This is a genomic window from Streptomyces sp. NPDC059787, assembly GCF_042732315.1.
In the GTDB taxonomy this organism is placed as follows: domain Bacteria; phylum Actinomycetota; class Actinomycetes; order Streptomycetales; family Streptomycetaceae; genus Streptomyces; species Streptomyces atrovirens.
On the sequence record NZ_JBHWHX010000007.1, the window covers coordinates 212566 to 232792 of the forward strand.

General features: G+C 71.5%; 19 protein-coding genes. 5 read left to right on the top strand and 14 right to left on the bottom strand.

The window, feature by feature from the left end:
- Window positions 1-51 precede the first annotated feature (51 nt).
- The 3 genes from ACFV5H_RS09485 to leuA form a co-directional block, all read right to left on the bottom strand.
- Window positions 52-813, bottom strand: coding sequence for an SCO2525 family SAM-dependent methyltransferase (locus ACFV5H_RS09485; protein WP_385193793.1), 762 nt, complete (start codon window positions 811-813; stop codon window positions 52-54).
- On the bottom strand, window positions 813-1514 hold the full coding sequence (locus tag ACFV5H_RS09490) for a TerB family tellurite resistance protein (RefSeq protein ID WP_385049041.1): 702 nt from the start codon (window positions 1512-1514) through the stop codon (window positions 813-815). Before ACFV5H_RS09490 ends, ACFV5H_RS09485 begins: the two co-directional genes overlap by 1 nt.
- A gap of 185 nt (window positions 1515-1699) precedes the next feature.
- Window positions 1700-3421: a 2-isopropylmalate synthase gene (gene leuA / locus ACFV5H_RS09495; RefSeq protein WP_385193795.1), complete on the bottom strand. Its 1722-nt coding sequence runs from the start codon at window positions 3419-3421 to the stop codon at window positions 1700-1702.
- 346 nt (window positions 3422-3767) lie between these two features.
- Between leuA and ACFV5H_RS09500 the strand changes: the two genes are divergently transcribed.
- From ACFV5H_RS09500 to ACFV5H_RS09510, 3 genes are read left to right on the top strand one after another with little or no spacing between them, the layout of a single operon-like run.
- Window positions 3768-4838, top strand: coding sequence for a M4 family metallopeptidase (locus ACFV5H_RS09500; protein ID WP_385049047.1), 1071 nt, complete (start codon window positions 3768-3770; stop codon window positions 4836-4838).
- Between the two features lie 21 nt (window positions 4839-4859).
- Window positions 4860-5126: a protealysin inhibitor emfourin gene (locus tag ACFV5H_RS09505; protein WP_385049050.1), complete on the top strand. Its 267-nt coding sequence runs from the start codon at window positions 4860-4862 to the stop codon at window positions 5124-5126.
- A 58-nt stretch (window positions 5127-5184) separates the two neighbouring features.
- The gene (locus tag ACFV5H_RS09510) at window positions 5185-6495 is read left to right on the top strand and encodes a GH1 family beta-glucosidase (RefSeq protein WP_385193798.1); all 1311 of its coding nucleotides are present in this window, start codon (window positions 5185-5187) and stop codon (window positions 6493-6495) included.
- Window positions 6496-6753: 258 nt separating this feature from the next.
- On the opposite strand, the gene era is transcribed toward ACFV5H_RS09510, so the two are convergent.
- The 9 genes from era to ACFV5H_RS09555 all read right to left on the bottom strand — a co-directional run bounded on the left by era (window position 6754) and on the right by ACFV5H_RS09555 (window position 15504).
- Complete coding sequence (era, locus tag ACFV5H_RS09515) at window positions 6754-7707, bottom strand: GTPase Era (RefSeq protein ID WP_385049056.1); 954 nt, start codon at window positions 7705-7707, stop codon at window positions 6754-6756.
- A gap of 174 nt (window positions 7708-7881) precedes the next feature.
- Window positions 7882-8235: a cytidine deaminase gene (locus ACFV5H_RS09520; protein WP_385049059.1), complete on the bottom strand. Its 354-nt coding sequence runs from the start codon at window positions 8233-8235 to the stop codon at window positions 7882-7884.
- Window positions 8236-8255: 20 nt separating this feature from the next.
- Window positions 8256-8615 carry an MmcQ/YjbR family DNA-binding protein gene (locus ACFV5H_RS09525; RefSeq protein WP_385049062.1) on the bottom strand — a complete coding sequence of 120 codons (360 nt, stop codon included), beginning with the start codon at window positions 8613-8615 and terminating at the stop codon, window positions 8256-8258.
- Window positions 8612-9922: a hemolysin family protein gene (locus ACFV5H_RS09530; protein WP_385049065.1), complete on the bottom strand. Its 1311-nt coding sequence runs from the start codon at window positions 9920-9922 to the stop codon at window positions 8612-8614. Before ACFV5H_RS09530 ends, ACFV5H_RS09525 begins: the two co-directional genes overlap by 4 nt.
- Window positions 9919-10416 (bottom strand): rRNA maturation RNase YbeY, encoded by a 498-nt coding sequence (gene ybeY / locus ACFV5H_RS09535; RefSeq protein WP_073931956.1) that lies wholly within the window; start codon window positions 10414-10416, stop codon window positions 9919-9921. Before ybeY ends, ACFV5H_RS09530 begins: the two co-directional genes overlap by 4 nt.
- A 12-nt stretch (window positions 10417-10428) precedes the next feature.
- Window positions 10429-11499, bottom strand: a complete 1071-nt coding sequence (locus ACFV5H_RS09540; RefSeq protein ID WP_385049069.1) for a PhoH family protein — start codon at window positions 11497-11499, stop codon at window positions 10429-10431.
- Between the two features lie 536 nt (window positions 11500-12035).
- Window positions 12036-13208: a carbohydrate kinase family protein gene (locus tag ACFV5H_RS09545; RefSeq protein WP_385049072.1), complete on the bottom strand. Its 1173-nt coding sequence runs from the start codon at window positions 13206-13208 to the stop codon at window positions 12036-12038.
- Between the two features lie 95 nt (window positions 13209-13303).
- Window positions 13304-14611 (bottom strand): glucarate dehydratase family protein, encoded by a 1308-nt coding sequence (locus ACFV5H_RS09550; RefSeq protein ID WP_385193800.1) that lies wholly within the window; start codon window positions 14609-14611, stop codon window positions 13304-13306.
- Window positions 14608-15504, bottom strand: a complete 897-nt coding sequence (locus ACFV5H_RS09555) for a 5-dehydro-4-deoxyglucarate dehydratase (protein WP_385049121.1) — start codon at window positions 15502-15504, stop codon at window positions 14608-14610. Before ACFV5H_RS09555 ends, ACFV5H_RS09550 begins: the two co-directional genes overlap by 4 nt.
- Before the next feature lie 176 nt (window positions 15505-15680).
- Between ACFV5H_RS09555 and ACFV5H_RS09560 the strand changes: the two genes are divergently transcribed.
- Both ACFV5H_RS09560 and ACFV5H_RS09565 read left to right on the top strand, forming a co-directional pair.
- Window positions 15681-16463, top strand: a complete 783-nt coding sequence (locus ACFV5H_RS09560; protein WP_385049077.1) for an IclR family transcriptional regulator — start codon at window positions 15681-15683, stop codon at window positions 16461-16463.
- Window positions 16464-16649: 186 nt separating this feature from the next.
- On the top strand, window positions 16650-17984 hold the full coding sequence (locus ACFV5H_RS09565; RefSeq protein WP_385049080.1) for an MFS transporter: 1335 nt from the start codon (window positions 16650-16652) through the stop codon (window positions 17982-17984).
- 327 nt (window positions 17985-18311) lie between these two features.
- Here the strand turns inward: ACFV5H_RS09565 and ACFV5H_RS09570 are convergent, their stop codons facing one another.
- The gene (locus ACFV5H_RS09570) at window positions 18312-19301 is read right to left on the bottom strand and encodes an adenosine deaminase (RefSeq protein ID WP_385049084.1); all 990 of its coding nucleotides are present in this window, start codon (window positions 19299-19301) and stop codon (window positions 18312-18314) included.
- Window positions 19302-19321: 20 nt separating this feature from the next.
- On the bottom strand, window positions 19322-20227 hold the full coding sequence (locus ACFV5H_RS09575) for a ribonuclease Z (RefSeq protein ID WP_385193802.1): 906 nt from the start codon (window positions 20225-20227) through the stop codon (window positions 19322-19324).

Genomic DNA, 20227 nt, shown 5'->3' on the forward strand with positions numbered 1-20227 from the left:
GCACCCCTCGTACAGATCTCGTTGCCCTGTGTTCAGACATGGTCCCCGTTCCTACGGGGTGGCAATCTCCGGATTCCGCCGCCCCAGGGCGAGAATCATTCCCTCGTGACCCGGCCGCACCATGTGGTCCATGTCGTGGATCTCCAGCTCGGCGGCGAAGGGTTCCAGGCTCTCCCGGATCCGGTCCGCGTTGACCCGGTAGGCGGGATACTTGTGTGCGCCGACCTGGTATCCGAGGGATTCCTTCATGAACGCGGCGGCGAAGGGCGCTCCCTCGTTCAGCGCGTCCATGAAGCACTTCACTCCCCGCCGGAACCCGTCGGGGCACTCGGACATCGAGTCGGCGACGAAGAACATCGTGCCGATGTCCCAGCGCCGCTGTCCGTCGAGGTCCAGCAGGTTGGCTCGTTCTACCCGGACGATCTCGCCGAACCGGCTCCGCGGCTCGACGTCCCGGTAGGCGGGAGCCTCACTCAGTACGTCCCAGAACGCGTCCCACGCCGTGTCGTACCCCCCGCCGGACGCCTGTTTCTCCAGGTATTCGACATTCGGAGTCGCGTATTCCAGAAGGAGGACCTTCTCGCACCAGGGCAGCATGGAAAGGGCCGGATAGAGATTCGCGCCGGCGCCCACGTCGACTCCCCGGACCGACGCCGGAACGCCTTGCGCGTAGCAGCGGCTGAAATAGTCGCGCATGAGCCGCACGATCAGCAGATCGACCTCGAGCGGGGTGCGGTAGTTGAGGTCGACGTACATCTCCGGATCGAACTTCGACCAGGGCGCGTCGGCGTTACGGTCCACGAACGGGCGCATCAGGACGGGGTGCGGGCCGCCGCCAGCAGGCGGGTCACGTCGTCCGAACAGATGGTGAGGGCCGCGCCCACGGTGGCCAGGGCGTCGCGTTCGGCGGGGGTGTAGGGGCCGTCGGCGAGGGCGATACGGGCGCCCTGCAGGAGGATCGACTCGCGGCCCGGCGCGGCGAGGTGCGGGGCCAGCGGGTCCAGGGCCTCGTGCAGCTCGATCGCCAGGCCCGCCGTGCAGGGCTCCCCGGTGAAGCGGCCGGTGTCCGCCTCCAGCGCCTCGACGAGCGCGGCGAGCTGCTCCTCCGTGCAGTCGTCGAAGCCGGCGGCGCGCACCCCGACCGCGGCCGTCTCCAGGGAGGCGCGCGAGCAGGTGCCGCCGGCGGCCAGCACCGCGAGGGCGACGGTGTGGACGGCGTCGCGGAGCATCGCGGAGAAGCGGGTGGTGGTGGGGTGGTCCAGGACGTCGGTGCCGAAGTGACGGCGGCAGGCGGCGCATTCGACGACCGGCCCGGTCCCGCCGCGCGGCAGCACGGGCACGCCGAGGAGGGCGAAACGGCGGTGTCCGGTCAGCCTCTGGTAGTTGCGGTCGCCGCCGCAGCCGGGGCAGAAGAACTCCCCGTCACCGACGGCCGTCCACGCGGTGCGGGTGCCCAGCAGGCGCGACAGTCTGGTGGCAGCGGCACGGCCGTTGGGTCCCCGTCCTGGCAGCACGTCGTACCTCCATAACCGCCACAGCGTCGTCGCCGCGCTTGCGTGATGTTAGCCACATCAGGGAGGTGGAGTCAGCACCCAGGACGAGACCTTTCCGTGACCATCACAGATATATGGCCGGTATATGACGGGGCCCCGCCCGCCGGTTTCCGGCGAGCGGGGCCTCAAACCGCCGATTCGGCTGGTCAGCGCGATGCGCGGTTGACAGCCGAGACGACCGCCTTCAGCGAGGCCCGCGTGGTGTTCGCGTCGATTCCGATGCCCCACAGCACCTTGTCGCCGATCGCGCACTCGATATAGGAGGCGGCCTGTGCGGAGGCGCCCTCGCTCATCGTGTGCTCCTGGTAGTCCAGCAGCCGTACGTCGATGCCGACGCCCTGCAGCGCGTGGAAGAACGCCGAGATCGGGCCGTTGCCGCTGCCGACCAGAGTGGTCTCCGTGCCGTCGACCGTGGCCTCGACGGTGAGGGTGTCCACGCCGTCGCGGTCGGTGGTGGACTGGCCGTTGGCGACCTGGATGCGGCCCCAGGGGTTCTCCGGGTTGGGCAGGTACTCGTCCTGGAAGACGTCCCAGATGGCGGTCGGCGTGATCTCGCCGCCCTCGGCGTCCGTCTTCGCCTGGATGATCTTCGAGAACTCGATCTGCATCCGGCGCGGCAGGTCCAGCTTGTGGTCGTTCTTCAGGACGTACGCGATGCCGCCCTTGCCGGACTGCGAGTTGACGCGGATGACGGCCTCGTAGGAGCGGCCGACGTCCTTGGGGTCGATCGGCAGGTACGGGACCGCCCACTCGATGTCGTCGACGGTGACGCCATTGGCCTTCGCGTCGGCCTCCATGGCGTCGAAGCCCTTCTTGATGGCGTCCTGGTGGGAGCCGGAGAAGGACGTGTAGACCAGGTCGCCCACGTACGGGTGGCGCGGGTGGACCTCCATCTGGTTGCAGTACTCCCACGTACGACGGATCTCGTCGATGTCGGAGAAGTCGATCCGCGGGTCGACGCCCTGGGAGAACAGGTTCATGCCCAGGGTGACCAGGTCGACGTTGCCGGTGCGCTCGCCCTGCCCGAACAGGCAGCCCTCGACGCGGTCGGCGCCGGCCATCAGCGCCAGCTCGGCTGCCGCCACCGCCGTACCGCGGTCGTTGTGCGGGTGGACCGACAGGCAGACGTACTCGCGGCGGGACAGCTTGCGGCCCATCCACTCGAAGCGGTCGGCGTGCGTGGACGGGGTGGAGCGCTCGACGGTGGCGGGCAGGTTGAGGATGATCTCGCGGCCGGGACCGGGCTGGTAGGTGTCCATCACCGCCTCGCAGACCTCCAGCGCGAAGTCCAGCTCGGTGTCGGTGAAGATCTCCGGGCTGTACTGGTAGCCGAACTCCGTCTCCGGGCCCAGCAGCTTCTCGGCGTACTCCATCACCAGGCGGGTGCCGTCGACGGCGATCTGCTTGATGTCGTCCCTGGAGCCGCGGAAGACCACGCGGCGGAAGACGGGCGCGGTGGCGTTGTACAGGTGGACGGTGGCCCGCTTGGCACCCTTCAGGGACTCCACCGTGCGCTCGATCAGGTCCTCGCGGGCCTGGGTCAGTACGGAGATGGTGACGTCGTCCGGGATGGCGTCCGGGTCCTCGATGATCGAGCGGACGAAGTCGAAGTCGGTCTGGCCGGAGGCCGGGAAGCCGACCTCGATCTCCTTGTAGCCCATCTTGACCAGCAGGTCGAACATGGCGCGCTTGCGGGCGGGCGACATGGGGTCGATCAGGGCCTGGTTGCCGTCGCGCAGGTCGGTGGAGAGCCAGCGGGGGGCGGTGGTGATCCGCTTGTCCGGCCAGGTGCGGTCGGGGATGTCGACCTGCTCGTAGCGGCCGTACTTGTGGATCGGCATGGGGCTGGGCTGCTGGCGGTTCGCCATGATGCGGGGGCTCCTCGGTGTGTCCTGATGGACGGCCGACGGCGCACGCCGAACTCCGCGGGGAGGGGGTCGGCCTCTACTGCAGACCCTCACCGCGGCAGCTAAGGAGAAGCAGCCCGAAACGCATGATGCAGAGCATGCTAGCCGAGCTTTCCCTGACGCGGGCCGCATGTATCAGTATGCGGGATCGCCACACCCAAAAGGGGCGCGGGGAACTGCGCGATCCGCCACAAACCACCCGCACGGATAACACACGGCTACCCCCACAGCGGATGAATCACGGCATTTCACCCAATCAAGGTCGCCCCTAGTGACAGCATGCCAACACGGTGTCATCGTGCCGGACATGACCAAGAACGGGGGCTTCGAGCCCGTCTTCTGCACGATCGTCCCGCCGCACGTCCTCGACCGGCTCGCGCAGGCCGAGGACCCCCTGCTCCACGGTCCCGCGCGCCGCACCATCCGGCGCGACGCCTACGAGCGCACCCAGCGCCACCTGACCACGGTCGCCGGCGCCCCGGCCGTCGCCCTGCTCTCCGAGGCCGAGCCCGGCAAGCCGCAGCGCACCGTGTACGACGCCCGGCACGGCACCGACCTGCCGGGGACGAAGGTGCGCGGCGAGGGCGACGAGCCCGGCCAGGACGCCACCGTCAACCGCGCCTACGCCGGTCTCGGCGCCACGTTCGAGCTGCTGCTGAAGGCGTACGCCCGCGACTCCATCGACGGCAACGGGCTGCCGATGGACGCGACCGTGCACTACGACGAGGAGTACAACAACGCCTTCTGGAACGGCGAGCAGATGGTGTTCGGCGACGGGGACGGCGAGATCTTCCTCGACTTCACCATCCCCGTCGACGTCATCGGCCACGAACTCGCCCACGGCGTCACGCAGTACACCGCGAACCTGACCTACTTCGGCCAGCCGGGCGCACTCAACGAGTCGGTGTCGGACGTCTTCGGAGCGCTCATCAAGCAGTACACGCTCGGCCAGACCGCCGACGAGGCCGACTGGCTGATCGGGGCCGGGCTGCTCGCCCCGCGCGTCACGGGCAAGGCGCTGCGCTCCATGAAGGAGCCGGGCACGGCGTACGACGACGACGTCCTCGGCAAGGACCCGCAGCCCGCGACGATGGACGACTACGTCCGCACCGGCCGGGACAACGGCGGCGTGCACATCAACTCGGGCATCCCGAACCACGCCTTCTACCTGGCGGCCACCACCCTCGGCGGGCACGCCTGGGAGCGGGCGGGGCAGGTCTGGTACGACGTGCTGACCGGCGGGGAGCTGGAGCAGGACGCGAAGTTCACGGACTTCGCGACGCTGACGGTGAAGGCGGCGCGCGCCCGGTACGGGGAGGGCGAGGAACTCCAGGCGGTGTCGAAGGCCTGGGAGCGGGTGGGGGTGCGGACGCTGTAGTTCCGTACTAGACACGGACCCATGCGTATTCAGGTGCGGCGTACGGGCGGGTTCGCGGGGATCGAGCGGCGGGCCGAGGTGGACACCTCGGGCCGGGCCGACGCCCACGAGTGGCACGCCCTGGCCGAGCGGGTCATGGCCTCCGGCCGGGGCACGCCTCCGGCCGGGGTGCCGGACGGTTTCGGCTACCGGATCACGGTGGACGGGAGGTCGGTGTACTGCGCGGATCCCCGGCTGACGGACGAGCAGCGGGAGCTGATCAGGAGGGTGCTGAAGGAAGGCGCGTAACTCGCTTGTTCCGCACGGGCGTTGACTTGGTCCGGCTCGGGTGCGGATGATCCGGGCCATGGCGACGACGAACCCGATCCCCCGTTTCCCGGCCGGTTTCCTGTGGGGTGTGTCGACTTCGGCGCACCAGATCGAGGGAGCGGTGGACGCGCGCGAGCCGTCCGTGTGGGACGTGTTCTCGGACGAACCGGGGCGGGTGCGGGACGGCTCGACGGCGGCGGTGGCCTGCGACCACGTCCACCGCCATCGCGAGGACGTGGCGCTGCTGGCCGGCCTGGGCGTGGACGCGTACCGCTTCTCCGTCTCCTGGCCGAGGGTGCGGGCGCGGGGCGGCCTGGACTTCTACGACCGGCTGGTCGACGAGCTGTGCGCGGCGGGCGTACGGCCGGTGCCGACGCTGTTCCACTGGGATCTGCCGGCCGGGCTGGACTGGCTGGAGCGCGGTACGGCACAGCGGTTCGCGGAGTACGTGGCGGAGGTCGCCGGGCGGCTGGGCGACCGGGTGACGAAGTGGATCACCCTCAACGAGCCCGCCGAGCACACCCTGCTGGGCCACGCGCTGGGCGTGCACGCCCCCGGCCGGAGGCTGCTGTTCGACGCGCTTCCCGTGGCCCACCACCAGCTCCTCGCGCACGGGCTCGCGGTACGGGCGCTACGGGCGGCGGGGGCGGACGACATCGGCATCGCGAACTCGCACGCGCCGACCTGGCCGGCCTCCGAGGACGAGGCGGACGTGGCGGCGGCCGGCTTCTACGACGCCCTGCTGAACGGGATGTTCGCCGACCCGCTGCTGCTCGGCCGTTACCCGGAGGGCATCGGCGAGCTGATGCCCGGCGACGTCGAGGCGGACCTGAAGGTCATCGCGGAGCCGCTGGACTGGTACGGGATCAACTACTACGCGCCGACGAGTGTGGGCGCCCCGCAGGGCACGGAGATCGACTTCGGCGGGGTCCGGATGCCGGCCGAACTCCCCTTCTCGGTGCGGGAGATCGAGGGACACCCGGTGACGGACTTCGGCTGGCCGGTGGTCCCTCGGGCCCTGCCGGAGCTCCTCACCACCTTCCACGCCCGGTACGGCGACCGCCTCCCGCCGGTGGTCATCACCGAGAACGGCTGCGCGTACGACGGCCTGGACGACCGGGACCGCATCACCTACCTCGACGGCCACATCCGCGCACTGCACCGGGCGGTGGAGGCGGGCGTGGACGTGCGCGGCTACTTCGTGTGGTCCCTGATGGACAACTTCGAGTGGGCGGAGGGCTACGCCCGCCGCTTCGGCCTGGTCCACGTCGACTTCGACACACTGGAACGGACCCCGAAGGCGTCGTACGCCTGGTTCAGGGAGCTGCTGCGCGAACAGCACCGCTGATCAGGCCGCATCGACATGCGGCTACCGCCGCGCGGCCGGGCCACCGAGGAGCACCTCGACCTGCCCACGGGACCCGACACCGACACCCGCCCCCGTCAGAAACCGAGCCGCCGCAACTGCTTCGGGTCACGCTGCCAGTCCTTGGCGACCTTCACGTGCAGATCCAGGCCGCATCGACATGCGGCTACCGCCGCGCGGCCGGGCCACCGAGGAGCACCGCGACCTGCCCGCGGGACCCGACACCGACACCCGCCCCCGTCAGAAACCGAGCCGCCGCAACTGCTTCGGGTCACGCTGCCAGTCCTTGGCGACCTTCACATGCAGGTCCAGGAAGACCGGGGTGCCGAGGAGTGCCTCGATCTGTTTGCGGGACTTGATGCCGACGTCCTTCAGGCGCTTGCCCTTGGGGCCGATGACGATGCCCTTCTGGCTGGGGCGCTCGATGAAGAGGTTGGCGTGGATGTCGAGGAGGGGCTTGTCGGCGGGGCGGTCCTCGCGCGGGAGCATCTCCTCGACGACCACGGCGATGGAGTGCGGGAGCTCGTCGCGGACGCCCTCCAGGGCCGCCTCTCGGATCAGCTCCGCGACCATGACCTGCTCGGGTTCGTCGGTGAGGTCGCCCTCGGGGTAGAGGGCGGGGCCCTCCGGCATCAGCGGGATCAGGAGGTCGGCCAGTAGGTCGACCTGCTTGTTCGCGGTCGCCGAGACCGGGATGATCTCCGCCCAGGTGATGCCCAGCTCCTGGCCGAGCTGGTCGACGGCGATCAGCTGCTCGGCCAGCGCCTTGCCGTCCACCAGGTCGGTCTTGGTGACGATCGCGATCTTCGGGGCCTTCTTGATCCCGGCCAGTTCCTTGGCGATGAAACGGTCGCCGGGGCCGATCTTCTGATCGGCGGGGATGCAGAAGCCGATCGCGTCGACCTCGGCCCAGGTGGTGCGGACCACGTCGTTCAGCCGCTCGCCGAGCAGGGTGCGCGGCTTGTGCAGTCCGGGGGTGTCCACCAGGATGAGCTGCGCGTCCTCGCGGTGCACGATCCCGCGCACGGTGTGCCGGGTGGTCTGCGGCCGGTTCGAGGTGATCGCCACCTTCTGCCCGACCAGAGCGTTCGTGAGGGTGGACTTGCCCGCGTTGGGACGGCCCACGAAGCAGGCGAAACCGGCCCGGTGGACGGCGTCGGCCGGCTGCTCGGATGACTGGGTACGAACACTCATGCCGCCCATTCTCCCTGATGCGGGAGACCCCGCCGTACCACCCGTCCGGGACGGGGCCGGACCGGGCATCCGTGGAGGGCCGGCCCGGCCGTCCGCCGGGGGATCCGTCGAGGACGACCGGGCCCGGTGGCCGTGGGAGGGAGAGCGACGGCGCCGGACGCGTCCTTCGCGGTCTCAGCCCGCGGTGACCGTCTCCCGGACCGTGCCGTCCGTGCCGGCCACCAGGACCGGGGTCGAGGGACCGCCGAGGTCCCGTACGGCCGCGCGGTCCTCGGGCGACGCCGACTCCGCCTCCGTCACCACGGCCGCCGCCTCCAGCGACTTCGCGCCGGACGCCACGGCCATCGCCACCGCCGTCTGCAGGGCGCTGAGCTTCAGGGAGTCCAGGGCCACGGTCCCGGCGACGTACGTCCGGCCGGTCTCGTCGCGTACGGCGGCCCCCTCGGGCACACCGTTGCGGGCCCGCGCGGAACGGGCCAGGGTGACGATCTTGCGGTCCTCGGGGTCGAGCGCGGTGGTGTCGGTCATGATCCGAGCATAAGGGGGGTTCAGGGGCGGTCGAGGCGGAGGCGGTCCGCTCGTGGCAGACCGGCCACGACCAGGTCGTACGAGTCCTCGACCAGCTCCCGGACCAGGCGGTCCGGGAGGGTGCCGTCCGCCGTCACCGTGTTCCAGTGGCGTTTGTTCATGTGCCAGCCGGGGACGATCAGGTCCGGGTGCTCGGCGCGGAGCCGGATCGCGTCCTCCGGGTCGCACTTGAGGTTGACCGTGAGGGGCTCGGCGTCGAGGGCGGTCAGGGCGAAGAGCTTGCCCCGGGCCTTGAAGACGGAGGTCTCCGGGTTGAAGGGGAACTCCTCCACGGCCGCGTTGAAGGACAGGCACAGGGCGCGCAGCTGCTGCGGGGTCACTCCGGCTTCTCCTCCTCGTCGGCAGGCGGGTCCGCCGGGGCCACCGGCTCCACCAGCACCGTCACGATCTTGTTCCGGCGGCCGGCCGCCGCCTCGGCCGTCAGCCGCAGCTCGCGGGCGTCGGGGAGTGCGACCAGGGACGAGGCGCCCGCGATCGGCACCCGGCCGAGGTGCTTGGCGAGCAGCCCGCCGACGGTCTCCACGTCCTCGTCGTCGAACTCCTCCAGGCCGTACAGCTCGCCCAGGTCGCCGATGTCGAGGCGGGCGGTGACCCGGTAGCGGTCCTCGCCCAGCTCCTCCACGGGCGGCAGCTCACGGTCGTACTCGTCGGTGATCTCGCCGACGATCTCCTCGAGGATGTCCTCGATGGTGACGATGCCGGCGGTGCCGCCGTACTCGTCGACGGCGACGGCGACGTGGTTGCGTTCCTTCTGCATCTCGCGCAGCAGGTCGCCGGCGTTCTTGGTGTCGGGCACGAAGAACGCGGGCCGCATCGCCGTGGACACCAGTTCGCTCTCGGCGTCCCGGCTGATGTGCGTCTTGCGGGCCAGGTCCTTGAGGTAGACGATCCCGACGATGTCGTCCTCGCTCTCGCCGGTCACCGGTATGCGGGAGAAACCGGAGCGCAGGGCGAGGGTGAGAGCCTGGCGGATGGTCTTGTACCGCTCGATCACCACGAGGTCGGTGCGCGGCACCATGACCTCGCGCACGAGCGTGTCGCCCAGTTCGAAGACCGAGTGCACCATGCGGCGCTCCTCGTCCTCGATCAGCGACTCCGCCTCCGCGAGGTCCACCATCGCGCGCAGCTCCGCCTCGGAGGCGAACGGTCCGCGCCGGAAGCCCTTGCCGGGGGTGAGCGCGTTGCCGATGAGGATCAGCAGGTTCGGGACCGGTCCCATGACCCGCGCGAGCGGCACCAGGACGTACGCGGCGGCCGTGGCGGTGTTCAGCGGGTGCTGGCGGCCGATGGTGCGCGGGGACACCCCGACGGCGACGTACGACACCAGGACCATGATCGCGATGGCGATCAGCAGCGCCTCGGCGGTCCCGTCGAACTCGCGCAGGCAGCCGTAGGTGATCAGGGAGGCGGCGGCCATCTCGCAGGTGACGCGGACCAGCAGCGCCACGTTGAGGTAGCGGGTGGGGTCGCCGGCGATCTGCGCGAGCTTGGCGCCACCCCGGCGGCCGGAGCGTACGGCCTCCTCGGCGCGGAAGCTGGAGACGCGCGCGATGCCGGCCTCCGCGGAGGCGGCCAGCCAGGCGACGACGACCAGGGCGATCGCGCCGAGGACGAGTGTCGGACTCATGACACGGTCGGGGCCGGGGACGGGCCGGTGAGGCCCTTCTCCGCGCGCCAGCCGTCCACGATGGCGGCCTGCAGGCCGAACATCTCGGCCTTCTCGTCCGGTTCCTCGTGGTCGTAGCCCAGCAGGTGCAGCACACCGTGGACGGTGAGCAGCTGGAGCTCCTCGTCCATGGTGTGCCGCGTCTCCGCCTCCTGGCCCTGCCGGGTGGCGACCTCGGGGCAGAGCACGATGTCGCCGAGCAGCCCCTGCGGGGGCTCGTCGTCGTCCTTGGACGGGGGCCGCAGCTCGTCCATCGGGAACGACATGACGTCCGTCGGCCCGGGCAGGTCCATCCACTGGATGTGCAGCTGCTCCATGGCGCCGGCGTCCACGACGATCACCGAGAGTTCGGAGAGCGGGTGGATACGCATCCGCGCGAGCGCGTAGCGGGCGATGTCGAGGATCGCCTGCTCGTCGACCTCGGTTCCGGACTCGTTGTTGACGTCGATCGACATCTGGTGCTCGGTCTACTTCCCCTTGTGCCCGGACTTGCCCCGGCCGCCCTGGTGGGTGCCGTTCTGGGTGCCGTGCTGGCTGTCGTACTGCTCGTACGCGTCGACGATACGGCCCACCAGCTTGTGCCGGACGACGTCGTGGGACGTCAGCCGGGAGAAGTGGACGTCGTCCAGGCCTTCCAGGATGTCCTGCACCTGCCGCAGGCCGGACTTGGTGCCGTTCGGCAGGTCGACCTGCGTCACGTCACCCGTGATCACTATCTTCGAGTCGAAGCCGAGGCGGGTGAGGAACATCTTCATCTGCTCGGGGCTGGTGTTCTGGGCCTCGTCGAGAATGATGAACGCGTCGTTGAGCGTGCGTCCGCGCATGTACGCGAGCGGCGCGACCTCGATCGTGCCCGCCGCCATCAGCCGGGGGATCGAGTCGGGGTCGAGCATGTCGTGCAGCGCGTCGTAGAGCGGGCGCAGGTACGGGTCGATCTTCTCGTAGAGCGTCCCCGGCAGGAATCCGAGCCGCTCGCCTGCCTCGACCGCGGGGCGGGTCAGGATGATGCGGTTGACCTGCTTGGACTGCAGGGCCTGGACCGCCTTGGCCATGGCGAGGTACGTCTTGCCGGTGCCGGCCGGGCCGATGCCGAAGACGATGGTGTGCTTGTCGATCGCGTCGACGTAGCGCTTCTGGTTGAGCGTCTTGGGGCGGATCGTGCGGCCGCGCGAGGACAGGATGTTCTGCGTGAGCACCTGGGCCGGGGTCTCCTGGCCGTCGCTCTCCCCGTTGTCGCTCGCCTTGAGCATGGCGATCGAGCGTTCCACTGCGTCCTCCGTCATCGGCTGCCCGGTGCGGAGCACCAGCATCATCTCGTCGAACACGCGCGAAATGAGGGCGACCTCGTTCGCGTCGCCGACCGCGCTGATCTCATTGCCCCGGACGTGGATGTCGGCCCCCGGGAAGGCCTTCTCGATCACGCGCAGGAGGGAGTCTCCGGACCCCAGCACGGTCACCATGGGGTGCTGGGCGGGGACGGTGAACTGCACTCTCGCCTGCCCCTGCGCGGGGGTGTGAGCTGTGGGTGTCTGAGTCATGGGCCGGCTCTGAAGGCCTGCGGATCCTCCTGGTCACGGCCGCCTGGCTGAGGGCGGCCTCGCGGTTCCCAGGGTACGACGGAGGAGTGACAACCCCGTAGGCCTTTTACATGACCTCTCGCCCCACCGAGCCGGGCCCGTGCCCCTGGCCCGTGGCCCGCGTCCCGGCCCACCGAGTCGGAACGACACCCGGGCCCGTGGCCCACTTTCCAGCCGGCCGAGTCGGAGCGGTGCCTGGGCCCCTGGCCCACATCTCAAGCCCACCGAGTCGGGACGACACCCGGGCCCGTGGTCCACTTTCCAGCCGGCCGAGTCGGAGCGGTACCTGGGCCCCTGGCCCACATCTCAAGCCCACCGAGTCGGAACGACACCCGGGCCCGTGGTCCACTTTCCAGCCGGCCGAGTCGGGTGGTGGGTGGGCATGGGCCGGGGGTCCAGGGGGCGGGAGCCCCCTGGCGGGGGTGCGGGGGCGGAGCCCCTGCTGCGGGAGTGTGTGGGGGCAGGCCCCATACGGGGACACGGGGGCGGGCCCCGTATCAGGCCGACCGGCGGAAGCCGATCGTCGGCACAGCCCTCCGCAGCGGCCACGGCCGCACCAGTTCCCCCGGAACCAGCCCCGCCAGGAACTCGTACCGCCCCAGCGCCGAGGGGTCCTGCCCCTCGGCGCACTGCACCCGACGCCACCACGCCCCGATCTCCGTCCACCCCGGCGCCGACAGCGACCCCCCGAACTCCTGGACGGACAGCGCCGCCGTGAGCCCCGCGAAGGCGAGCCGGTCGGCCAGCGGCCACCCCGCCAGCGACCCCGTGACGAACCCGGCGACGAACACGTCCCCCGCCCCGGTCGGATCGAGCGCCTCCACCTCGATCGCCGGCACCGACGCCGTCTCCCCCGTACGCCGGTCCACCGCGTACGCGCCCTCCGCGCCGAGGGTGACCACCGCGACCGGCACATGCTCGGTGAGGGCGTGCGCCGCCGCGCGCGGGCAGTCCGTGCCGGTGTACCGCATCGCCTCCTCCGCGTTCGGCAGGAACGCCTCACAGTGCCGCAGGTCGGGCAGCGCGGCCAGGTCCCACGCCCCGGTGTCGTCCCAGCCGACGTCACCGAAGATGCGCGCCCCCTTGCGCGCGGCCTGCGCGATCCACGGCGCGCTGCGGCCGGGCGTGAGGGAGGCGACGGCGGCACGCGCGCGGGGCGGGCACGGAGGAAGGTCTGCGCCCGGAGGGCGTCGTTTGAGGGTGGTGGCGGGCGACGGGTGGGACGGTTCCTCGGGCGGAGGTTCGTGGCCGTGGGAGACCATCGTGCGCTCACCGTCGTACGCCATGGAGACGGTGACCGGCGAGTGCCAGCCGGGGACCGTGCGCGAGGGCGAGAGGTCGATGCCCTCGCCCTGCTCCAGCGCGTCCCAGCAGTACTCGCCGTAGTGGTCGTCGCCGAAGGCCGCCGCGAGGGAGGTGCGCAGGCCGAGGCGGGCCAGGGCGGTGGCCATGTTGGCGACGCCGCCGGGGCTCGACCCCATCCCGCGTGCCCAGGACTCGGTCCCGCGCACCGGGGCGGAGCCGAGCCCGGTGAAGACGATGTCGAGGAAGACGGTGCCGGTGAGGTAGACGTCCCAGGGCGGGTCGTCCGGTGCGCGCAGGGCGGCGAGGGGATCGACCTGGGACGGGCAGTGCGGTCCCTCGATGCGTGCCTTCCCGGTAAACGCCATCACGGTGCGCTCCCTGACGTGGTGCGGTTCAGGCCAGTGTGCACCACACCACCGACAACGTGACGGCCGTCACTCCGTGTCCGCCCCTGGGAGGGTCACCAGCGCGGCACGGCCGGTGTGACCCACTCCGGGTCGGCGACGCGCATGGCCGCCGCGTCGTCGCGGTCCCGCAGCGAGCCGTCGTCGTCGAGCCACCGCTGGTGCAGGACCTCCAGCCGGTCGCGGTCGAGCTCGACGCCGAGGCCGGGCGCGTCGGAGACCTTCACGGTGCCGTTCTCGAAGGTGAGGCGTTCGGTGAGGACGTCCTCCGACTGCCAGGGGTAGTGGGAGTCGCAGGCGTGGTGCAGGTCGGGCACGGTGGCCGCCACGTGGGTCATCGCGGCGAGGCTGATGCCCAGGTGGGTGTTGGAGTGCATGGAGACGCCGACGCCGAAGGTGCGGCAGATGGCGGCGAGCTGCTGGGTGTTGCGCAGTCCGCCCCAGTAGTGGTGGTCGGAGAGGACGACCTGGACGGCGTCCCGGGTGAACGCCTCCTTGATCTCGGCGAACGTCGTCACGCACATGTTGGTGGCGAGGGGCACTGAGGTGCGGGCGGCGACCTCGGCCATGGCGGGGGTGCCGAGCGCGGGGTCCTCCAGGTATTCGAGGACGTCCCCGAGTTCCCCGGCCACCCTCAGCGAGGTCTCCACGGACCAGGCGCCGTTGGGGTCGAGGCGCAGGGGGTGTCCGGGGAACGCGGCGGCGAGGGCGCGTACGGCGGCGATCTCCTCGTCGGGCGGGAAGACGCCGCCCTTGAGCTTGAAGGAGGTGAAGCCGTACCGCTCCGTGAAGATCCGGGCCTGCTCGACGACGCCGGCCGGGTCGACGGCGGCGCCCCAGTCGTCCTTCTCCGCGGTCACGCCGTCCGGGTGGTCGGCCCACTTGTAGAAGAGGTACGCGCTGTACTCGACGGCGTCGCGCACCTTGCCGCCGAGCAGGGCGTGCACGGGCAGGCCGAGGCTCTTGCCGAGGGCGTCGAGGCAGGCGACCTCGAAGGCGGAGAGCACGGACAGGCGCAGCTTGTCGGCGGTCTGCACGCCGCGCAGTCCGCCGACGTCGACCTGGCCGGAGACCCGGGAGGCGTCGACGGCCACCTCGTCGGCCTCGGTGAACAGCCGGTTCAGGTCGCCCGCCTGACGGCCGACGAGCCGGTCCGCGAGGGGCCGTGCCAGGTCCAGGTACTTGGTGTCGCCGTAGGTCTCGCCGAGGCCGGTGGTGCCGTCGGCGGTGACCACCTCGACGATCAGGCGGGGGGTGTACGGCTGGTGGACACCCTGGGTGTTGAGCAGGGGCGGGTCGGCGACGAGGATCGGCGTGAGGCGGACCTCGGTGACGGTCAGGTCGCGGGAGGTCGGCGTGGTCACAGGGCGGCTCCTACGAGGTCGAGTCCGGCGGTGAGCAGGGTGCGCAGGCCGGCGAGGTCGCCGGGGGTGGGGTCGGTGAGGGGGGCGCGTACGGGGCCCACGGGGCGTCCGCGCAGCCGGGCCGCCGCCTTCACCAGCGACACCGCGTATCCGGGGACGCGGTCGCGCAGTTCGACGAACGGCACGTAGAAGTCGCGCAGCAGCTTGTCGACGGTGCCGTGGTCGCCGTCGCGCAGGGCGGTGAAGCAGGCGTTCGCGATCTCGGGGGCGAAGGCGTGGACGGCGGAGGAGTAGGCGGGGACGCCGACGGTGGCGTAGGCGCGGGCCTGGATCTCGGCGGTGGCGGCGCCGTTGAAGAAGAGGAAGCCCTCGGGGGCGGCGAGGGTGAGGCGCTGGAGGCGGTCGAGGTCGCTGTGGCCGTCCTTGAGGCCGATGACGTTCGGCAGGGCGGCGATCCGCCTGAGCGAGTCGGCGGTGTAGGCGACCTGGCCGCGCTGGTAGGTGATCAGCGGCAGCCGGGTGCGGGCGGCGACGGCTTCGAGCTGGGCGACGAGGCCGTCCTGCGGGGCGGCGACGAGGTAGTGCGGCAGGACGAGGAGGGCGTCGGCGCCGGCCTCCTCGGCGATGCGGGCGAAGCGGGCGGCCTGCGCCCAGCCGTAGCCGACGCCGGCGACGACCGGCGTACGGCCCGCGCTCTCCTCGACGGTGATGGTGACGACCTGCCGGTACTCGTCCTCGTCCAGGGAGAAGAACTCGCCGGTGCCGCAGGCGGGGAAGACGGCGCCGGGGGCGGTGGCGATCCGTTCGGCGACGTAGGCGCGGAAGCCGTCCGGGTCGAGGGAGCCGTCCTCGTGGAAGGCGGTGAGCGGGAAGGACAGCACCCCGTTCGCCATCCCGTCCTTCAGGCGTCGCGCCACGGCGGCCGTACCGCTCGGGTCCGTATCGGGACTCACCCTCGCTCATCTCCCCATGTAGATGTCATCCATGTATGAAAATGAAGGTTAAGTAGGCGAACGGGAACCGTCAATGGCCCGGCACGGGCCTCCTCCCGCCGGACTACGATCGGCGCATGCCGGAGACAGGGGGCGTGCGCGAGGTCAAGTCCGCCGCGCGCACGATGGAGGTACTGGAACTGCTCGCCGCGCGCGGTGACCGTCCGGCGCGCCTCCAGGAGCTGGTGGACGCGCTGAAGGTGCCGCGCAGCTCGATGTACGCGCTGCTGCAGACCCTGATCGCGCGCGGCTGGGTCCGCACCGACGTCACCGGTTCGCTGTACGGCATCGGCATCCGCGCCCTGCTCACCGGTACCAGCTACCTCGACTCGGACCCGCGCGTGCGGGCCGTACGCCCGTATCTGGACGAGGCGTCCGACGCGCTGGGCGAGACGATCCACATGGGGCGGCTGGACGGCCACGACGTGGCGTACCTGGCGACCCGCGAGTCGCACGAGTACCTGAGGACGATCAGCAGGGTGGGGCGGCGGCTGCCGGCGCACGTGGGCGCGCTCGGCAAGGCGCTGTTGGCGGAGCGGCCGGACGAGGAACTGCCCGAGGGGCCGTACGAGGCGGCCACGCCGAACACGCACACCTCGCGGGAGTCGCTGGCCGCCGATCTGGCCGGGGTGCGGGAGCGCGGTTACTCCGTGGACCGCGAGGAGGGCGTGCCCGGGATCGTCGGTTTCGGGTTCGCCCTGCGGTACGCCTCCCCCGCGCGGGACGCCATCAGCTGCTCGGTGCCGGTGGCCCGGCTGACGCCGGAGCGGGAGGAGCGGATCGTCGCCGTGATGCGGGAGATCCGGACGAAGGTGGAGACGACGATTCCCGCAGGTGGCGGGGCCATTCACTGGCGATAGCGGAAGCTGCTGCCCGACCTCGCCGAGCCTTAAACGCAAGAGTGCTTCAGATCACACCTCGCGCGCTCCCGTTGTCCTCCCCCCGCTTGATACAAATTGCCCGCGCGCTCCTGTCAGTCGACGGTCGTCGCCCCCTCCCTCCCCACGGTCCTCGCACCGTCCCTTTCGCACGCCCTGGGAACGCCCGTGTTCGCCCCCCGCACCGCCCCCTGGCCCCTCGTCGCCCTTTTCACGGCCGGGTACCTCGCCCCGTATCTGCTGCCGACCACCGTCGGCCGGCTGGAACGCGGGCTCGGCCTCTCCGCCACCCAGGCGGGAGCCGTCGGCAGCGCGCTGCTGCTGAGTTCCGCGACCGCCGGGTTCCTGCTGGCGTCGCGCGTGGAGCGGGTCGGGGCGCGGACCCTGGCCCGGCTGGGCCTGCTGCTGGCCGCCGTCGGCTACGGCGGGGCCGCCCTCACCACCGCCGTACCGGCCGTCGTCGCCGGCGCGATGATCGGCGGGTTCGGCTCGGGCACGGCCACGACGGTCGCCGCCACCCGGATCGCCGCCGAACGCGATCCGCACCGGGCGTCCGCGCTCGGGCTGCTCAGCGTCTCCGCGCTCGCGGGGGTGGTGTACCTGACCGTGCCGCGTCTGCCGGGGCACGGGCTCACCCTGGCCGCCATCGCCCTGACCGCGCTGGCCGTGTGGCCGCTGACGTCCCGGCTGCCGACCGGCACGCCCGGTCCGCGCCGCACCGAGTCCCAGGACACCGCCGCCCGGCTGCCGCACCGGCGTTCCGGCATGGTCCTGGCCGGCACCATGCTGCTGTGGTCGCTCGCCCAGAACGCGCTGTGGGGTGTGAGCGGGCGCATCGGGGTCGGCCAGGCGCACCTGTCCGAGCCGACCGTGGGTGTCGTCTTCGCGGTGGCGCTGGGCGCCGGGCTGCTGGGCGTCCTGGGCGCGGGCGCGCTGGGGGCGCGGCTGGGGCGGGCGCTGCCCATCGGCGGTGGCACGGTCCTCATCGCCGGCTGCATCGCGCTCAGCGCCTCCGCGACCGGGCTCGGCAGCTTCGCCACCGGTGAGATCGCCTGGAACACGATCTACCCGGTGGTGCTGTCGTACCTGATCGGGCTGGCGGCCTCGCTGGATCCGCGCGGGCGGTGGGCGGTGCTGGTCGGCTCGGCGTCGTCGCTGGGGACCGCCGCGGGGCCGCTGACCGGCAGCGTGCTGTCCGCGCAGGCCGGGTTCCCGGTGATGGGGGCGGTGCTCGGTGTCGGTCTGCTGCTGGTCGCACTGCCGATGACCGCGGTCGCGCTGCACACCGGGGGACGTCCGCTGCTGCCGGGCGCGGTACGCCGCCGTGGTGGTCACCCGGCGGCGGTGGTCGCGGCGGCGCCGGGCACCCCGACGGGTACGGTCCCCGAGGTCGGCGCCCCGGAACAGCCGGTGGTGGAGATCCCCCTCGACGGCACCCCGGCCCCGGCCCAGCGCACCTACGACACGGCAGCGGCGACCCAGGCACCTGGCGCCGCCCACTGAAGCCCCCCGCTTCCGCGGGCGGTCGTGCCGCAGGGCGGCACGGGTGGGCGCGACGGCACCCCGCAAGCGCCGGGCTGCGCATCACCCCCGCCCGACCGAAACCCGGCGCACCTACGACACGGCGGCAGTGATACGGGCGCCGGCTTCGGCTGAACGGGGGTGGGTTCGCTCGCCGGCGCTCGCCAGGTGCCGCTGCGCCCACCCGTGCCGCCCCAGCGGCACGACTGCCCGCAGCCGGGGGGGGGTGGACGCCGCCCCAGCGGCACGACTGCCCGCAGCCGGGGGGTGGGCACCACCCCAGCCGCGCGACTGCCCGCGGCTACGCGGTCAGAAGTCGTACGCCTCCACCTCGGCGAGGTACCGGGCCCGCAGATCCTCGTCGTCGTCCAGGAACGAGGCGAGGAAGGAGTTGCGCGCCAGCTCGCGCAGGCGCTCCGGGCCGAGGCCCAGACCCTCGCGCACCGCGTCGAAGTTGTCCCCGGCGTAGCCGCCGAAGTACGCCGGGTCGTCGGAGTTGACCGTGCACATCAGACCGGCGTCGAGCATCGCGGGCAGCGGGTGGTCGGCAAGGGCGTCGACCGTGCGCAACCGCACGTTGGACAAGGGACACAGAGTCAGCGGCACGCGTTCCCGTACCAGCCGCTCCACCAGCCCCGGATCCTCCACACATCGCAGCCCGTGGTCGACCCGCTCCACACCGAGCACGTCCAGCGCCTCGGTGATGTACTCCGGCGGCCCCTCCTCCCCCGCGTGGGCGACCCGCCGCAGCCCCAGCGCGGCAGCGGCCTCGTACACCTCCCGGAACTTCACCGGCGGATGCCCGACCTCCGCCGAGTCCAGTCCGACCCCGGTGATCCGGTCCAGATACGGCTTCGCGGCGTCCAGCGTCGCCAGCGCCGACTCGGCGGACTCGTCCCGCAGGAAACACATGATCAGCCGGGTCGAGACACCGTGCGTCTCCTTGCTCCGGCCCAGCGCCCGCCACAGCCCCTCGACCACCGTGCCCATGCCGACCCCCCGCGCCATGTGCGCCTGCGGGTCGAAGAAGATCTCCGCGTGCCGCACACCCTGCGCGGCGGCGCGGGCGAGGTAGGCGTCGGCGAGGTCCTCGAAGTCCCGCTCGGTGCGCAGGACGGCCATGAGCTCGTAGTACAGGTTCAGGAAGGACTGCAGGTCCTCGAAGCGGTACGCCTCACGGAGCGCGTCGGTATCGGCGTAGGGCAGCTCGACACCGTTGCGCGCGGCGAGGGCGAAGGCCAGCTCGGGCTCAAGGGTGCCTTCGATATGAAGGTGCAGTTCGGCTTTTGGTACGGGCATCGAAATATCGTACGGCGTTTTCACCGACGCTTCGGAAGCGCCACCCGTTGCAGATCACGCGCCACGGTCAGCTTGCCCTCGTACCCGGCCGCCCGCGCCTGCCGCTCGAACTCCTCCGGGTCGGTGTAGCGCTGGCTGAAGTGGGTGAGGACGAGATGCCGTACGCCCGCCTCGCGCGCCACCCGGGCGGCCTGCCCGGCGGTCAGATGGCCGAAGTCGACGGCGAGCGCCTCGTCCTCGTCGAGGAACGTCGACTCGATGACCAGCATGTCGCAGCCCTCGGCGAGCGCGTACACCCCGTCGCACAGCCGGGTGTCCATGACGAACGCGAACCGCTGCCCGCGCCGCACCTCGCTGACCTCCTCCAGCGGGACCCCGTCGAGCACGCCTTCGCGCTGGATGCGGCCGACGTCCGGACCCTTGATGCCGTGCGCGGCCAGCCGCTCGGGCAGCATGCGCCGGCCGTCGGGTTCGACGAGTCGGTAGCCGTACGCCTCGACGGGATGGGAGAGCCTCCGCGCCTCCAGCGTGTAGCCGGGGGTGCGGTCGAGGGGGCCGTCCGTGTCGACCGGGGCCTCGGTGAGGGCGACGGTCTCGCGATAGGCGGTGGCGTAGCGCAGACGGTCGAAGAAGCGCTGCCCGGAACGCGGGTAGTGGGCGGTGATCCCGTGCGGCACCTTGTCGAGGTTGACGCGCTGGATCACCCCGGCGAGGCCGAGGGAGTGGTCGCCGTGGAAGTGGGTGACGCAGATCCGGTTCAGGTCGTGGGCGGCGACCCCGGCGCGCAGCATCTGGCGCTGGGTGCCCTCGCCGGGGTCGAACAGGATGCCCTCGCCGTCCCAGCGCAGCAGGTAGCCGTTGTGGTTGCGGTGCCGGGTGGGGACCTGGCTGGCGGTGCCGAGCACCACCAGTTCACGTACGGACAA

Coding starts and splice junctions, on each gene's coding strand:
- era (WP_385049056.1), bottom strand. CDS start 7,707: ATGAGTGTTCGTACCCAGTCATCCGAGCAGCCGGCCGACGCCGTCCAC.
- ACFV5H_RS09520 (WP_385049059.1), bottom strand. CDS start 8,235: ATGACCGACACCACCGCGCTCGACCCCGAGGACCGCAAGATCGTCACC.
- ACFV5H_RS09510 (WP_385193798.1), top strand. CDS start 5,185: ATGGCGACGACGAACCCGATCCCCCGTTTCCCGGCCGGTTTCCTGTGG.
- ybeY (WP_073931956.1), bottom strand. CDS start 10,416: ATGTCGATCGACGTCAACAACGAGTCCGGAACCGAGGTCGACGAGCAG.
- ACFV5H_RS09530 (WP_385049065.1), bottom strand. CDS start 9,922: ATGAGTCCGACACTCGTCCTCGGCGCGATCGCCCTGGTCGTCGTCGCC.
- ACFV5H_RS09555 (WP_385049121.1), bottom strand. CDS start 15,504: ATGGCGAACGGGGTGCTGTCCTTCCCGCTCACCGCCTTCCACGAGGAC.
- ACFV5H_RS09485 (WP_385193793.1), bottom strand. CDS start 813: ATGCGCCCGTTCGTGGACCGTAACGCCGACGCGCCCTGGTCGAAGTTC.
- ACFV5H_RS09540 (WP_385049069.1), bottom strand. CDS start 11,499: ATGACTCAGACACCCACAGCTCACACCCCCGCGCAGGGGCAGGCGAGA.
- leuA (WP_385193795.1), bottom strand. CDS start 3,421: ATGGCGAACCGCCAGCAGCCCAGCCCCATGCCGATCCACAAGTACGGC.
- ACFV5H_RS09505 (WP_385049050.1), top strand. CDS start 4,860: ATGCGTATTCAGGTGCGGCGTACGGGCGGGTTCGCGGGGATCGAGCGG.
- ACFV5H_RS09570 (WP_385049084.1), bottom strand. CDS start 19,301: ATGCCCGTACCAAAAGCCGAACTGCACCTTCATATCGAAGGCACCCTT.
- ACFV5H_RS09545 (WP_385049072.1), bottom strand. CDS start 13,208: ATGGCGTTTACCGGGAAGGCACGCATCGAGGGACCGCACTGCCCGTCC.
- ACFV5H_RS09500 (WP_385049047.1), top strand. CDS start 3,768: ATGACCAAGAACGGGGGCTTCGAGCCCGTCTTCTGCACGATCGTCCCG.
- ACFV5H_RS09560 (WP_385049077.1), top strand. CDS start 15,681: ATGCCGGAGACAGGGGGCGTGCGCGAGGTCAAGTCCGCCGCGCGCACG.